The sequence below is a fragment of the Sphingopyxis sp. H050 genome (assembly GCF_001468265.1).
Taxonomy (GTDB): Bacteria; Pseudomonadota; Alphaproteobacteria; order Sphingomonadales; family Sphingomonadaceae; genus Sphingopyxis.
The window spans coordinates 14,572-30,137 of the sequence record NZ_LNRZ01000004.1 but is presented as its reverse complement, the minus strand read 5'-3'; the positions used below and the strand labels follow the sequence as shown (position 1 = coordinate 30,137).

Genomic DNA, 15,566 nt, shown 5'->3' with positions numbered 1-15,566 from the left:
CCCCGCCTTCGCGGGGACACAGGTACTTTTCCAATGCCTGACATCAAGAAGCCCGCACCTTGGTGAAGGCTTCTTCATAGAGCGGCTGCAGCGTCTCGTTGAACTTCGCATATTCGCATTTCGCGAGAACATCCGCGGGCGGGAAGATGACCGGGTTGTTCTTGTACGTATCGGGCATCAGCGCCTTCGCCGCGAGGTTCGGGGTCGGGTAGAGGATGGTTTCGGTGATCTTCTTGCCGACCTCGGCATCGAGCAGATAGTTGATGAAGGCGTGGGCATTTTTCGGATGCGGCGCGCCCTTCGGAATGCACAGCGTGTCGGAATTGAGCTGGCTGCCTTCCTTGGGCACGACGAAATCGAGATCGTCGTCCTCGACCATCGCCTGCGCGATGTCGCCATTATATTCGAGCACCAGATCGACGTCGCCCTTCAGCAGCAAATCCTGCCCGTCGTCCTCGTGGAATTTTTTCACGTTCGGCTTCTGCTTGATCATCATCGCCGAGATGGTTTCGACATCGGCGGGCGTCAGCGAATTGACCGACTTGCCGAGATATTTGCCGTAAAGGCGGAACATATCGCCGGCCTCCGACAGCCAGGCGATGCGGCCGGCATATTCGGGGCTGTCGAACAGCACTTTCCAGCTGTCGGGCTTGGCCTTCACCTTCGACTTGCGATAGCCGATGCCGAGGACGAGCCAAGTGTAGGGCATCGAGAATTTGCGGCCCGGATCATAATCCACGTTGATGAAGGCCGGATCGACATTCTTGATGTTCGGGATCAACGCGTGATCGAGCGGCTGGAGCATGTCGGCGCGGACCATGCGCTCGACGAAGTCGTTCGACGGCACGATGACGTCATAACCGGGATTGCCCGCCTTGAACTTCGCGAACAGCGTGTCGTTGCTGTCGAAGAGGTCCATCGTGACATCGACGCCGTTGCTTTCCTTGAAATCGTCGAGCGTCGTCTCGCCGATGTAAGTATCCCAGTTGTAGAAGTTGAGCTTGACCTCTTCGCCGTTCGCAAGCTTCTTGCCTTCGCCCTTGCTGCAGGCGGCGAGGCCTCCAAAGCTGATGCCGATGGCGGCGACGCCCATGGCCTGGAGCAGCGAGCGACGGTTGCGGCCCTGCGCGAGCAGTTCGTTCAGATCCATGATTGCCTCCCTGATTGTGACGTCAAGCTGACTCAATAATGGCACCTTGGGAAGAGGCTTTTTTGCGCTGCACCAATAAATTGTGGAACATTCATGCGTTGCCTTGCCGCAAGGCTGTGTTTGTCTTTCGTCATGCTGAACTTGTTTCAGCATCCATGGTCGGCCCTGTTCGTATTCGCAGCGCAAATCGAAAGATCGCGCCATGGACCCTGAAACAAGTTCAGGGTGACGAGCGGGGGGTCATGCGTTGCGCAGATACCAGTCGTAATCGAGCGTCGGGACGACGCTGAAATAGTTGTTCTGTTCGACGCGCTTCACGATGCTGAACATGTCGACGAAGCGGTTGCCGAGATAGTCGCGCATCAGCGGTGACGCTTGGAAGCGGTCGACGGCGGCGAACCAGTTCGACGGTGGCTTGTCGTCGCCGCTGTTGTCGCGGTCGTAGCCGTTGCCGACGACGGCGGCGCCGGGGTCGGTCTGGTTCGTCATGCCGTGATGCATTCCGGCGAGGACGGCCGCGACGGCGAGATAGGGATTGGCGTCGGCGCCGCACGCGCGATGCTCGACATGGCGGCTCGGCGGCGGGCCGGCGGGGATGCGGAAGGAGACGGTGCGGTTGTTGACGCCCCAGGTCGGCGCGACGGGGGCATAGCTGTTCGCCTTGAACCGGCGATAGCTGTTCGCGTGCGGGGCGAAGAGCGCGAAGCCGTCGCCGACGGTGCCGATCATGCCGCCGATCGCGTGGCGAAGCGCGGGGGTGCCTTCGGGGTCTTCGCTGGCGAAGATGTTGCTGCCTTTGTCATCGTTGACCGAGACGTGGATGTGCATGCCGCTGCCCGCCTGATCGGCGAACGGCTTGGCCATGAAGGTCGCCTCGAGGCCCTGTTGCTGTGCGATCGCCTTGACGAGGCGCTTGTACATGATCGCATCGTCGCAAGCGCGGAGCGCATCGGGCTTGTGGCGCAGGGTCAGTTCGAACTGGCCGGGTGCGAATTCCGAAATCGCGCTTTCGAGCGGAATGCCCTGCACGTCGGTCGCCGCATAAAGCGCGTCGAAGAAGGGCCGGAAATCGTCAAGCTCGCGCAGGCCATAGACCTCGACATTGCGCGGCTTGTCACGGCTGTAGGCGGGGCGGGCGGGGCGGACCCGTCCGTCGCGGGCGCGGCGCGGGTCGACGAGGTAGAATTCGAGCTCGACCGCCAGCACCGGGGTCAGGCCGTCGGCGGTGAAGCGGTCGATGACGCGGCCGAGGACGTGGCGCGGGTCGAGGTCGTGCGGGGTGCCGTCGAGTTCGTAAAAATCCACGAGGAATTGCGCCGCATTGTCGCCGCCCCACGGGGTGCGGACGAGGGTGCCGGGGATCGGCTTCATCGAGCGGTCGGCGTCGCCATCCTCCCAGACGAGGCCGGTCTCGACTGTATCCTGCCCGGTGATGTCGACGACGGTGATCGAGCCGGGGAACATGCGGCCGCTTTCATAGACCGCGAGCACTTCGTGCTGGCGGAGGCGCTTGCCGCGCGGGACGCCGCCCATGTCGGTATAGATCATCTCGATCGAATCGACGTCGGGATTGGCGCGGAAAAATTCCTCGGCCTCCGACCGCGGCGCGATCGCGCCCGATGATTTCGACATCGCCCCTCTACTCCTTCAACGCTCTTGTACAGTCGGCGAAAGCGCCGACGAGCCGGTCGATCTGGTCGTCCGACGTAACCGGGCTCACCAACATCATATTGTGGAACGGCGCCAGCAAAATCCCGCGGTTCGCAAGGAAGAGGTGGATCGCGGCCTCGAGGGCGGGGTGCATCGCGGCCTTCGCCTCGCCGCCATTGCGGGGCGGGGTGGGACAGGTCAGGAACTCGACCCGGGCGCCGACCTGGGCAACGCGCCATTCGAGACCGACGCCCGCGATTTCCGCTTCGAGCCCGGCGAGGAGCCGCGCCGCGCCGCGCAGCATATGATCGTAGGCGGCGGGCGTGATGACGTCGCCCAGCATCGTGTCCATCGCGGTGATCGCGAGCGCGTTGGCCGAGAGCGTCGTGCCGATGCCGCTGTGCCCGGCCGGGCGCGCGGCGTTGAGTGCGGCCATGCGTTCGGCAACTTCGGCGCTGAAGCCATAGACCGCGCAGGGCACGCCGCCGCCGATCGACTTGCCGATCACCATCAGGTCGGGCCGCGGGCCGTGGGTGACGCCATGGCCGCCATAGCCCGAGGAGATGGTGTGCGTTTCGTCGAACACCAGCAGGGTGGCGGTCTCGTCGCAAAGCTTGCGGAGCGCCGCGAGAAAGCCCGGCGCGTCGCGCACCATGCCGACATTGGTCATGACCGGTTCGGCAAGGACGCAGGCGATGTCGCCGCTGCGCAGTGCGGCGGCGACCGCGTCCTGGTCGTTGAACTCGATGACGGTCGTGGTGTCGCGAAGGTCGTGGACTTGCCCGATCAGGCTCGCGCGCATCGCCGGATCGCCGCCCTTCAGATCCACGAACGCGTCGTCGACCGCGCCGTGATAGGCACCGTTGAAGATCAGGATCTTGCGCCGCCCGCTGATCCCGCGGCACCAACGGATGACGGCGCGGTTGGCTTCGCTGGCGGTCGTCGTGACCTGCCATTGTGGCAGGCCGAACATCGCCGCGAGGCGTTGCGACAATGCCGCGCCGCGTTCGGTCGGGAGCATATAGCTCAGCCCTTCTCCCGCCTGCCTTGCTAGCGCCGCGGCAAGCGCAGGGGGCGAGTGGCCGAACAGGCTCGCCGTGTCGCCGAGGCAGAAATCGTCATAGGTGTGGCCGTCGATGCTGGTGAGCGTGGCGTCTCGTGCCGACGCCGCGACGATGGGCACCGGACTTGGCCAGTCCTTCATCCAGTGGAAGGGCACCGACTGGAACCAGCCCGTCGCGACGGCCCGATGCGCAAAGGCGCGCGGGTTGGCGGCGCGGAAGCGTTCGGCCTCGCGTTCAGCAACGCGCGCGATGGCGGCCTCGGCAATCATCCGAGTTTGTCCTTCATCGCATAGTAGAGCAGCCCCAGCGTCGCGAGCGGTCGGCGCAGCCATTTGCCGCCGGGGAAGGGCCGAGACGGCAGGTTGGCCAAGACGTCGAAGCGTTCGGCGGTTCCCGCCATCGCCTCGGCGATCAGCTCGCCCGCGAGCGTTGTGACCAGCGCGCCATGCCCCGAAAAACCATGCGCGAAGAAGACGTTCCCGCGCCGGCCGATGTGCGGCAGCCGGTTCATCGTCACCGCCACCGCGCCGCCCCAGCCATAGTCGATCTTTGCGTTGGCGATCTGCGGGAACACCTCGGCCATGAACGGCCGCACGAACGCCGCGATATCGCGCGGCGGCGTCTGCGAATAACGCTCGCCGCCGCCGAAGATCAGGCGCTTGTCGGCAGAGAGGCGGAAATAGTTGAGCACGAAGCGGCTGTCGGCGACCGCGGCGTCGCTGGGAAGCAAATCGTCAGCATTCGCGAGCGGAGCGGTTGCGATATTATAGTTCATGATCGGCACGGTGTAGCGGCCGAGGTCGGGTTCGACCTGGCCGATCCAGCTGTCGGTCGCGTCGATCACGAAGCGTGCGCCGACATGCGTGCGGTCGGTCATCACCCCCGGCCCCTCCGGGTCGTCGGTGATGCGATAGGCGCGCTCATTTTCCCAGATGCGAACGCCGGCCGCTTCGGCGGCCTGCGCGAGGCCGATCGCATAGCTCAGCGGATGGAAATGCCCGCCTTGCGGGTCGTGGACGCCGCCGTGGTAGAGCGGGCTGGCGATATGCACGCCCATATCGGGCTTCGCGACGACGTCGGTCCGGTAGCTGAACCGGTCCGCCAGATAGTCGGCCTCGCGCCGCATCGCGTCGAAATCCTTTGGCGTCCATGCAGCCTCCAGATGCCCAGCCTTGAGGTCGCAGACGAGGCCGTGCTTTTCGATCCGCGCCTTCACGCGATTATCCCGCCAACAGAGGTCGAACAGTGCATCGGCGCGGTCGCGTCCGAACTCCTCTTCCAGCTCCGATGCCGTCCAGCGCAGCCCTGGAATCAACTGACCACCGTTGCGTCCCGATGCCCCGAAGCCGATATGTTCGCGCTCGATCAGGATGACCGAAAAGCCGCGCTCGGCGCAGGCGAGGGCGGCGGACAGGCCCGTGAAGCCGCCGCCGATCACCGCGACGTCGCAGCTACAATTGTCGCCGTCGAACGCGCGTGGGCGCCATGCATGCGCGGTCGCGGCATAATGGCTGTGGTTGAGCGGATCGGTCATTCAGACACCAACCCTAATTCCGCTCGACGCGAACGGGAGAGGGTAGGGCATGCTCACGGTCAGACCCGCATCAGCAGATGTTCGCGCTCCCAGCTCGACACCACCGACTGATAGTTGAACAGCTCATAATCCTTCACCGCGAAGAAGATTTCGAAGAAATCGTCGCCGAGCAGATTGCGGACCTTCTTGCACGAGCTGAACCGGTCGAGCGCGGCCTCCAGCGTGCGCGGCAGGGTGCGCGCGCGGTTGTAGGCGCTGCCGGTGATCGGCTGCGGCGGGACCATCCGGTCGACCATGCCGATATAGCCGCAGACGAGCGACGCCGCGATCGCCAGATAGGGGTTGCTGTCGGCGCCGGGCAGGCGGTTTTCGACGCGGCGATTGGCCTTGTCCGACACCGGCACGCGGAAGCCGCAGCTCCGGTTGTCGACGCCCCACTGAACATTGATCGGCGCCGCGCTGTCAGGGCGCATCCGGCGGAAACTGTTCACATTGGGCGCCCACATCGGCGAGATTTGCGGCATGAAGCGGATCAGGCCCGCGACATAGGAGCGGAAGGCGGCGCTGTCGCGGCCGTTCGCGGTCGAGAAGAGATTCTTGCCGCTCGCGACATCGACGACCGACTGGTGGATATGCATGGCGCTGCCCGGCTGGCCCGCCATCGGATTGGCCATGAAGGTCGCATAGACGTCGTGCTGCTTCGCGACGTTGCGCACGACGCGCTTGAACAGGAAGACCTCGTCGGCGAGCCGCAGCGGGTCGCCATGCTCGAAATTGACCTCGAGCTGCGCGGCGCCCATTTCGTGGATCATCGTGTCGATATCGAGCCCCATCAGCTCGCAATCGTCATAGATATGATCGATGATATCCTCATATTCGTTCATCGCCTCCAGCCCATAGGGCTGGCTCGCGCTTTCGCTGCGCCCCGACCGACCAATGGGCGGGGTCAGCGGGAAATCGGGGTCGGCGTTCTGCGAGACGAGGTAGAATTCGACCTCGGGCGCGATGATCGGTTTCCAGCCCTTGTCGGCATAGAGCCCGAGCACTTTCTTGAGGATGGTGCGCGGCGCAATGTCGACCTCGGTCCCGTCGCCGTTGAAGGCGTCGGCGATGACGAAGGCGGTCGGCGAGGTGAAGCCGGGCGCGACGCAGATGGTGCTCGGGTCGGCGATCAATATCTTGTCGGGATCCTTGTCCCAGATATCGTCGATATCCTCGGGATAATGGCCGTCGATCGTGCAGATGAAGACGCTGCCCGGGATGCGGAGCGACTTGTCCTTGACCGAGGAGAGGAACTTCTTGGCGGGCAGAACCTTGCCGCGCTGCACCCCGTTGATGTCGGGGACGATACATTCGACTTCGTCGATTTTATGGTCGCTGATCCATTGTTCCAGATTGACTGACATGAGCCCCCGATTGGGCCGAGGAGCCGGCCCGTTTGTGGAAGGCCAGCCTATCGCAAGCTTGAACGAAGCGCCAGAGGGGCCGTTATCGGCCATTTTTCGCGGTGTAGTTGCGCGAGCGGGGCGTCTGGATTCGACCGGTTGCCGCCTGATGCCTCGGCGCGATGTGAGGTCGATGGGTGTCTCGACTTCGCTCGACATGAACGGATAAGGGAACGACCGAAAGCGACGGGTAGTTGCCGTCGCCCCCGCGAAGGCGGGGGCCGCTGGAGCCGTTGCGCAAGGCCGACGACGGCCCCCGCCTTCGCGGGGGCGACGGACTATGTTAACGTCCGCTCCCCACCCCCCAATTTTTCGCTGTCCTACATTGTTGGGGCGCGATAGCGTCGCAGGATGTCGACGTCCTGTTCCGCGATATATGTTGCGCCGCCAAGCCGGCGGGGAGCGGGAAGCCGCACGAGGCTGAACTTTGGCGAACTTTGGGGCGGACAAGCCAATATCCCGCCACCGCATGGAGATGATCGATGAGGGGCGACAACGACCAGCTGGCGAGTTTCTGGATGCCGTTCACCGCCAACCGGTCTTACAAAGCGCACCCGCGCCAGCTCGTCTCGGCGAGCGGTATGTATTATCGGTCGAGCGACGGGCGCACGATCCTCGACGGCACCGCGGGCCTGTGGTGCAGCAACGCCGGCCATTGCCGCCCCGAGATTGCCGAGGCGATCGCAAACGCCGCGGCGACGCTCGATTTTGCGCCGACCTTCCAGCTTGGCCACCCGCTGCCCTTCGAACTGGCGCAGCGCGTCGCGGCGCTGATGCCCGAGGGGCTCGACCGTATCTTCTTCACCAACAGCGGGTCGGAATCGGTCGATACCGCGCTCAAGATCGCGCTCGCGATCCAGCGCGCGAAGGGGCAGGGGACGCGGACGCGGCTGATCGGGCGCGAGCGCGGCTATCATGGCACCGGCTTCGGCGGGATCAGCGTCGGCGGCCTCGTCAACAACCGCCGCGCCTTCGGCGGCGGGCTGCCCGGCGTCGACCATCTCCGCCACACGCACGACATCGAGCGCAATGCCTTCACGCGCGGCTTTCCGCAGCACGGCGCCGAGCTCGCCGATGACCTACAGCGGCTCGTCGACCTGCACGGCGCCGAGACGATCGCTGCGGTGATCGTCGAGCCGATGGCGGGCTCGACCGGCGTCCTCGTGCCGCCGGTGGGTTATCTCCAGCGGCTGCGCGAGATTTGCGACAGGCATGGCATCATCCTGATCTTCGACGAGGTGATCACCGCCTTCGGCCGCGTCGGCGCGGCGACCGCCGCGGAGGCGTGGGGCGTGACGCCCGACATCATCACGATGGCGAAGGGGCTGACCAACGCCGCGGTGCCGATGGGCGCGGTGGCGGTGAAGCGCGAACTTCACGACGCGGTGATCGACAGCGTGCCGGGCGGGATCGAGCTGTTCCACGGCTACACCTATTCGGGCCATCCGCTGGCGAGCGCCGCGGGTCTCGCGACGCTGGACCTCTATGCGCGCGAGGGGCTGTTCGACCGGGCGAACGATCTCGCCGCCTATTGGGAGGATGCCGCGCACAGCCTGAAGGGGCGGCGGCATGTGATCGACATCCGCACCATCGGCCTCGTCGCCGGGATCGAGCTCGAACCGCGCGCCGGCGCGCCGACGGCGCGCGCGATGGAGCTGTTCCACGCCTGCTTCGACAATGGTCTGCTCGTCCGCGCGACCGGCGATATCATTGCGCTGTCGCCGCCGCTGATCGTCGAGAAGGCGCAGATCGACGAGATGTTCGGGAAGCTGGCGGAGCTGATCGAGACGATCGACTAGGCGCTCGCAAGCGGGAAGGTCACCGAGACCGTCGTCCCCTTGCCCAGCTCGCTTTCGATGTCGAGCTGGCCCTGGTGGCGCTCGCTGATGTGTTTGACGATCGCAAGGCCGAGCCCGGTGCCGCCGACCGAACGGCTGCGGGCTTCGTCGACGCGGTAGAAGCGCTCGGTCAGGCGGGGCAGGTGATCGGGGGCGATCCCGTCGCCCTCGTCGCTGACCGACAGGCGGACGCGTTGGCCCGTGCGCAACAGCTCCACCGTCACCGGTGTGCCGGCGCGGCCATATTTCATCGCGTTCGAGATGATATTGTGCGCGAGTTGGCCCAGCTGTGCTTCGTCGCCGAGGATCGGGAGCTTTTCGTCGCCAAGCCTCGCGACGATATCGGTCGGGCGTGCGGCCTCGCTGTCCTTGAGCTGAGAAATGGTGCTGCGGAGGATCGCCGCCAGGTCGACCGGCGTCGTCGGGCGGCGAAAGCGGTCGGCCTCGACGCGCGAGATCGAGAGCAGGTCGATGACGAGCTGCTGCATCCTTCCGGCCTCGCGTTCGATGATCGACAGGAACCGGTGCCGGGTCGCCGCGTCGGCGTCGCCGTTCATATCCTGCAGCGTCTCGACATAGCCGAGGATCGCGGCGAGCGGCGTGCGCAGCTCGTGGCTGGCGTTGGCGACGAAATCGGATCGCATCCGGTCGGCGGCATCGAGCGCCGAGCGGTCGGAAAGGAAGATGATCCGCTCGCCGTCCGACAAGGCGGCGATCCGCATCGTCCACCGCTGGCCCGGCCGAGGAAAATCGGCGAGATCGAACGTATCGAGGACGGCGTCCTGGTTGATCCGTGACAGCCATTCGGTCGCCGCGGGATGGCGTATCGCGGTGCGGATGTCGGCGCCGACGATGTGGCGCCCGAGCAGGCGCACCGCGGGGTCGTTGACGATCGTCACGACATTGCCGGCGACGCCGATCAGCGGTTCCTTTTCCTGATCGACCCACAGCGCGAAGTCGGGATGGCGAAGAAGGGAGACGGGCGCGGCCGCCGCAGGCTGCGAATGCGGCTGGGCAGGCAGCGAGGGAAGGGCGTTATGGACGATAGCGGCGCCGACGCCTCCGGCGAGCGCGAGAAGGATGATCGAAAGCGCATCGCCGCCCGCCAGCGCGGCAAAGATCGCCGCGACCGCGATCAGGGTCAGCGCGGCGACAAGGCTCGAGAGGCGATCGAACATCGCCTGCGCGCCTCGCATGAAGCGGCGGCGGGCGCAAGGCGCTTCGCCGCGATTAACGGCTGGCGCGCGAATGTCCCAAAGCGGGAAGCGATGGCGGGCGGGCGGTCTTTCGCTTTTCCTAAACGCTTCATTGGTTTATGCGCCCGGTGATGGAAAACAGCGACAACCCGACCGAAAACAGCCCTGACGCCGACGAAGCGGTGCCGTCGCGGCGCAAGATGCTGGCGCTAGGCGCGCTCGGCGTTTCGGCGGCGCTGACGATCCGTCCGGCCTTTGCGCAGACCGCGGTGTCGGTGATGAATTGCCAGATTCCGGTGCCCGGCCCCGCGGCGGCGGGGCAATATATCGACCCGAACGGTAAGCCCGTCGCACCCGGTACGAAGGGCGCTTTTCCGGGGTTCGCAAGGCCGTTTACCGGCGAAGAAGTGAAGCGCGCCTTCCGTGGCCAGACGCTCCCCGGCACGACCTACAACCAGTCGCAGGCCTATCTTCAATATATCCGGCGCTTGCAGGCGGGGCAGAGCGGCTTTACCTGTTTCGCATCGATCCAGATGCCGCGCTGATCATCGCTCCCCCGATCTGCGATGCGCGGCATCGCAGCCAAAGGGAATTTCGTGAAACTAGCTTCGCTCAAGTCCGGCCGCGACGGCCGGCTGGTGGTCGTCTCCGACGATCTTGCCTGGTACGCCGATGCGGGCGCGATCGCGACGACGATGCAGGCCGCGCTCGACAATTGGGCCTATGCTGCGCCGCGGCTTGCTGCGCTGGCCGAAGATTTGAACCATGATGCGATCCCGAAGGATCGCTTTCACGAGCGCGAAGCCGCATCGCCGTTGCCGCGTGCATATCAGTGGGCAGACGGCAGTGCCTATGTGAACCACGTCGCACTCGTCCGCCAGGCGCGCGGCGCCGAAATGCCCGACAGCTTTTGGCACGATCCGCTGATGTATCAGGGCGGCAGCGACGCCTTCCTCGCGCCGCGCGATCCGATCCCGCTCGGCGATCCCGCATGGGGCTGCGACATGGAGGCCGAGGTCGTGGTTGTGACCGGCGACGTTCCGGCAGGTGTGAGCGCCGCGGAAGCCCGCGGGCTGATCCTGCTGGTTGGGCTGACCAACGACGTGTCGCTGCGCGGCCTGATCCCCGCCGAACTTGCCAAGGGGTTCGGCTTTTTCCAGTCGAAGCCGTCGAGCGCGATGTCGCCGGTGTTCGTGACCCCCGACGCGCTGGGCGACCGGTGGAAGGACGGCAAGCTCCACGGCACGCTGTCGGTCGATCTCAACGGCCAGCCGCTCGGCCGCGCCGATGCCGGCGTCGACATGACCTTCGATTTCGGCCAGCTGATCGCGCATGCCGCGAAGACGCGCCATCTGGGCGCCGGCACGATCATCGGATCGGGGACGGTGTCGAATCGCGATTCCGACGGCGGGCCCGGCAAGCCGATCAGCGAGGGCGGGCTCGGCTACAGCTGCCTGGCCGAGGTCCGGACGGTCGAAACGATCCTGCAGGGCGAGCCCAAGACCCCGTTTATGAAAGCGGGCGACACCGTTCGCATCTGGATGGACGATGAGCGGCATCACAGTATCTTCGGAGCGATCGAACAAAGCGTCGCTTGAGCGGGCAGAAAAAAGGGAAGGAGAAATCCCGCCCTTTTTCCGTTTTCCTGGCGGGTGGCTCAGCCGCTCTTGCCGAAGCTGCCGCCACTCATTGCGTCGCTGAGCGCGCAGGCTGCGGGGCCCAGAATGACGATGAACAGCACCGGCAGAATGAACAGGATCAGCGGCACGGTCATGATCGCGGGCAGACGCGCGGCCTTTTCTTCGGCGCGCATCATGCGTTCGTTGCGGAACTCGGCCGACAGAACGCGCAGGGCGCTGGCGAGCGGCGTCCCGTATTTCTCGGTCTGGATCATGGTGGTGACGACGCCCTTCACCGACTCCAGATTGACGCGATAGGCCAGATTCTCGAAGGCCTGGCGGCGCTCGGTCAGGAAGCCGAGTTCGATCGACGTCAGCGCGAATTCTTCCCCGAGTTCGGGGTAGGCGCGGCCCAGTTCCTTGGACACGCGCGAGAAGGCGCTATCGACGGTCAGGCCGGCTTCGGCGCAGATCACCAGCAGGTCGAGCGCGTCGGGAAGGCCTTTGCGGATCTTGTCCGTGCGCTTCTGGCGCATGTTATCGACGAACAGGTCGGGCGCCTTGTAGCCGAGCAGCAGCGCGGCCATCGTCGAACCCGAGCGCTTCATGGTCGACAGATCGGGCCACATATCGACCCAATAGATGAGAAACGCCGCGACGCCGCCGAAGATGATCGGCAGGACGAGACGGCCAAAGATCACCGCGACGGCCAGATCCTTCGAACGGATGCCCGCCTGCGCCAGCTTTTGCTGCACTTCCTTGATCTGGCTTTCCTGCAGAACCTGCAACTTGCCGAGGAAGGTGCGCATCTTGTCGGCATGCTGGTTCTTGCGGACCAGCTTGGCGCGACGCTTGGCGGTCGAGGCGGTGATGCCGGCCTTGAGCTGCTCGCGGCGCTCGTTCAGCGCCTTGACGCGCTTTGTCATCGGATTGCGGACGGTCAGCGCGTTGTAGATGGCGAAGAGAACCGCCCCGACGCCGACCGCGGCCAGCATCGTCGCGACCCAGATCACGTCGACGCCCATCAGTTTCGGGCCCGACGCAGCGCCGTTGAAGGCGGAGAGGAGGAGGTTGCTGTTCATCTGTCTTGCGCCCTCAGATCTCGAAATTGACCATTTTGGCCATGATGCCGCCGCCAATGCTCATCCAGATGAGGCCGCCGACCCCAGCGATCATCAGCCGTTCTTCGACAAAGAAGCCGGCAAGATACTCGGGGTTCATCATCCAAACGATGCCGAACACGAAGAAAGGCAGCGCGCCGACGATATAGGCCGAAGCCTTTGCTTCCGACGACATCGCCTTGATCTTGAGCTTCATTTGCGCGCGCTTGCGCAGCACGTCGGAGAGGTTGGCGAGCGTTTCAGCAAGGTTGCCGCCCGTCTCGCGCTGGATCTGGATCGTGATGCAGAAGAACTGGAACTCGGGCGTGCCCAGCATTTCGGCCGATTCTTGAAGCGCAGCCTCCATCGTATTGCCGATGCGTATGCGTTCCACGACGCCCCGGAATTCTTCGCCGACCGGACCGGGGAGCTCGTGGCTCACCACCTGAAAGGTTTCGGTCACGGGCAGGCCGGATTTGAGGCCGCGCACGAGCAGGTCGATCGCGTCGGGGAAGCGCGCGTTGAACGCGTTGACGCGCTTCTTGATCAGGCGTCCGGTCCAGAAATAGGGCAGGCCGATCCCGAAGAACAGGCCGCCGAGCGCGCCGAGGAGCAGCGGGGTGCGGATCAGGAACAGGCCGGCGGTCACGAGGACGAACAAGCCCATCGACGTAAAAAGATATTGGTTGAGATTCCAGTTTTTGCCGGTGCGCTTCAGCCGCTTTTCCATCAGCTCGCGGCGCGGCATCAGGTTCGACAGGCTACCGTTGCTCCCGCTCGCCGCGATCGTCTTGCGCATCTGCGCGGCAACGACAGCCTCGGTCGAATTGGCGTGACGATCGCGCACCGATGCCAGGCGGCGCCCCTTGGCCTTGGCTGCCGACGGGCCGGCGAATGCCAGCACGAGCATGCCGATAGCCACGACGGCGGCAGCGATGATAAGGATCATTGGCAGGTTCATGATCGCCCTTTGCCTCACTTAACCCGAGGAAATGGCGATGACCGACGAGCCGGCCATCGCGATTTTCTTACTTTGCGCCCTTTTTCGACACCATCGCGCCGAGCCCGCCCAGCTTGCCGAGCAGCGAGCCGCCCGATTTGCCCTTGCCAGCGGCCACAGGCGTTTCGTCGGCGCTTTCGTCGGCGCCGTCGATGACGAGGCGCATCAGGCTGGTCCACACGGCCGCGGCCTTGGTGCCCTTGCAGATTTCGGCATAGGATTTGCCGAGCTTCGCCGCCTGGCTCACCAGCTTCGGGTCGAACGGGATGACGATGTCGATCGGGCGTTCGATGGACGATTCGAATTCCTTGCGCGACAGTTCGCCGATCGCGCTCTGGAACTTGTTCGCGACCAGGATGACGCGCGCGCCGGGGACATTCTGCTTGAACCACGACAGCAGGCGGATGGTGTCGCGCGCCGAGGCGAGCGTCACGTCGCTGACGAGCAGGATCGTGCCCGCTTCCGACACAAGATGCGGGAAGGGGATCAGGACCTGACGCGGAATGTCGACGATCGTCATCTCGAACGCGTTGCGCAGTTCTTCCTCCAGCTGGAAGAAGGCCGAGCCGTCGGTCATCACCGGCTGGTGGATCGGCGCCTCGGCCGACAGCAGGCTGAGCTTGTCCGAGGCGCGCACCATGGCGCGCTCGATGAACAGGCCGTCGATGCGGCTCGGGTTGTCGATCGCATCGATCAGGCCGCGGCCGGGCTCGAGGTCGAGCGTCAGCGCGCCGGTGCCGAAGTGGACATCGAGATCGAGCAGGGCCGTCTGGCGATCGGCCTGTTCGCTGATGGCCCAGGCGAGCGAGGTCGACACCAAGGAGGCGCCGACGCCGCCGCGCACGCCCACGACAGCCATCATATGATGCGGCTTGTCGTCGTGCATGTCGGCATGTTTCGGCGCCGATAGCAACGCTTGCGCCATGGTCAGCGATTCACGGACCTGATCGAGCGACAAAGGCTTGAGCAGATAATCCTGAATGCCGCTCGACAACAGGTCGCGGTAGAGCCGGACGTCGTTTACCTGACCCGCCGCGATCACGACGGTGCCGGGTTCGCATACTTCGGCCAGCGCGTTGATATCGTTGATCGGATCGCCCGATTCCGACATGTCGACGAACAGGATGTTCGGGCTTGCCGAGACCGAAAGCGACTGGACCGCATTGCGGAGGCCGCCCTTGTTGCACTTTTCGATCGGCCAGCCCATGTCGGCGGCGGCAAGACGGATCAGCTCCAAAGTATCGTCGTCGCAGACGAAGGCGTTGAAGGGATCGCGCAGCCCGGCTGCTTTGATAGGAGCGTTCACTGGCTGCCTCCACCCTGGTTGCTGGTCGCCGAACCGCGCAGGTCGCCTGCACCGGTCTGCGGTTTTTCACGATAGGTCTTGATCGCGCGCGTCGCCGCGCTGGGATCGGTCGTCTGGTTGGTCGAGCCCTTGATCAGATCATTGGCGTCGGCGACCATCGAAGCGAGGTTGCTGTTGACGGCGCAGCCATAGTTGGACGAGGTCGCATTGTTGAGGTTGATCGACGACTTGCTGCTCCAGTTGGGGCAGCCCGGCACAAAGGCCGTCGCGCGCGTCACCACGATGCGGATATGGCCGTCCGGGACGGTGCCGGTGGTGACCGGAACGTCGTTGACCAGCATCAGACCGCGGCGCTCGATCATCGTGCGGACGGTCGCTTGCGCGGCGCTCGAGCCGTAAACCGAAGGATCTTCGATCGCGATGCGGTCGCCGTAGCGGACGCCCATCGCGTCGAGCCAGCCCTGCAGGCGGCCCTGTTCGCTGGGCGCCAGGTCACCGCCGGCCGCGGCAACGTCGAACTGATAGACATTGTTGCGGACCAGCGGTTGGTGAACCGAGTCGAGACTGCGATTGGCCTGCGAGGCGCCCGTGCATCCTGCCAGCGACGCTGCCAGTGCCAGGGCGGTAAAAGTTGCGATTTTCTTCATCACATGTGCTCCTGAAT

13 protein-coding genes are annotated in these 15,566 nt (G+C 64.8%); 3 read left to right on the top strand and 10 right to left on the bottom strand.

The window, feature by feature from the left end:
- Positions 1 to 43 precede the first annotated feature (43 nt).
- From ATE67_RS09215 to ATE67_RS09195, 5 genes are all read right to left on the bottom strand, one after another.
- A complete protein-coding gene (locus tag ATE67_RS09215) occupies positions 44 to 1,150 on the bottom strand; it encodes an ABC transporter substrate-binding protein (RefSeq protein WP_058816465.1) in 1,107 nt (368 codons plus the stop codon).
- 240 nt (positions 1,151 to 1,390) lie between these two features.
- Positions 1,391 to 2,782 (bottom strand): glutamine synthetase family protein, encoded by a 1,392-nt coding sequence (locus ATE67_RS09210; protein ID WP_058816464.1) that lies wholly within the window; start codon positions 2,780 to 2,782, stop codon positions 1,391 to 1,393.
- Between the two features lie 7 nt (positions 2,783 to 2,789).
- Positions 2,790 to 4,133 (bottom strand): aspartate aminotransferase family protein, encoded by a 1,344-nt coding sequence (locus tag ATE67_RS09205; RefSeq protein ID WP_058816463.1) that lies wholly within the window; start codon positions 4,131 to 4,133, stop codon positions 2,790 to 2,792.
- Positions 4,130 to 5,398 (bottom strand): NAD(P)/FAD-dependent oxidoreductase, encoded by a 1,269-nt coding sequence (locus ATE67_RS09200; protein WP_058816462.1) that lies wholly within the window; start codon positions 5,396 to 5,398, stop codon positions 4,130 to 4,132. The genes ATE67_RS09205 and ATE67_RS09200 overlap by 4 nt, the downstream gene beginning before the upstream one ends.
- Positions 5,399 to 5,457: 59 nt before the next feature.
- Positions 5,458 to 6,804: a glutamine synthetase family protein gene (locus ATE67_RS09195; RefSeq protein WP_058816461.1), complete on the bottom strand. Its 1,347-nt coding sequence runs from the start codon at positions 6,802 to 6,804 to the stop codon at positions 5,458 to 5,460.
- 521 nt (positions 6,805 to 7,325) lie between these two features.
- Here ATE67_RS09195 and ATE67_RS09190 point away from each other — a divergent pair.
- A complete protein-coding gene (locus ATE67_RS09190) occupies positions 7,326 to 8,642 on the top strand; it encodes an aspartate aminotransferase family protein (RefSeq protein ID WP_058816460.1) in 1,317 nt (438 codons plus the stop codon).
- Here ATE67_RS09190 and ATE67_RS09185 read toward each other — a convergent pair.
- The gene (locus tag ATE67_RS09185; RefSeq protein ID WP_058816731.1) at positions 8,639 to 9,859 is read right to left on the bottom strand and encodes a sensor histidine kinase; all 1,221 of its coding nucleotides are present in this window, start codon (positions 9,857 to 9,859) and stop codon (positions 8,639 to 8,641) included. The two genes, ATE67_RS09190 and ATE67_RS09185, sit on opposite strands and share 4 nt — an antisense overlap.
- A gap of 149 nt (positions 9,860 to 10,008) precedes the next feature.
- Here ATE67_RS09185 and ATE67_RS09180 point away from each other — a divergent pair, with 149 nt between their 5' ends.
- Positions 10,009 to 10,422: a hypothetical protein gene (locus tag ATE67_RS09180; protein WP_058816730.1), complete on the top strand. Its 414-nt coding sequence runs from the start codon at positions 10,009 to 10,011 to the stop codon at positions 10,420 to 10,422.
- Positions 10,423 to 10,473: 51 nt separating this feature from the next.
- Positions 10,474 to 11,475, top strand: a complete 1,002-nt coding sequence (locus ATE67_RS09175; RefSeq protein ID WP_058816729.1) for a fumarylacetoacetate hydrolase family protein — start codon at positions 10,474 to 10,476, stop codon at positions 11,473 to 11,475.
- Positions 11,476 to 11,534: 59 nt separating this feature from the next.
- Here the strand turns inward: ATE67_RS09175 and ATE67_RS09170 are convergent, their stop codons facing one another.
- The 4 genes from ATE67_RS09170 to ATE67_RS09155 form a co-directional block, all read right to left on the bottom strand.
- Positions 11,535 to 12,578, bottom strand: a complete 1,044-nt coding sequence (locus ATE67_RS09170; RefSeq protein WP_197411912.1) for a type II secretion system F family protein — start codon at positions 12,576 to 12,578, stop codon at positions 11,535 to 11,537.
- Between the two features lie 13 nt (positions 12,579 to 12,591).
- The gene (locus tag ATE67_RS09165; protein WP_443028750.1) at positions 12,592 to 13,545 is read right to left on the bottom strand and encodes a type II secretion system F family protein; all 954 of its coding nucleotides are present in this window, start codon (positions 13,543 to 13,545) and stop codon (positions 12,592 to 12,594) included.
- A gap of 79 nt (positions 13,546 to 13,624) precedes the next feature.
- Positions 13,625 to 14,902, bottom strand: coding sequence for a pilus assembly protein CpaE (locus ATE67_RS09160; protein WP_058816458.1), 1,278 nt, complete (start codon positions 14,900 to 14,902; stop codon positions 13,625 to 13,627).
- Entirely contained in the window at positions 14,899 to 15,549 is a 651-nt protein-coding gene (locus ATE67_RS09155; protein WP_058816457.1) for a CpaD family pilus assembly protein, read from the bottom strand. Before ATE67_RS09155 ends, ATE67_RS09160 begins: the two co-directional genes overlap by 4 nt.
- Between the last annotated feature and the right edge of the window lie 17 nt (positions 15,550 to 15,566).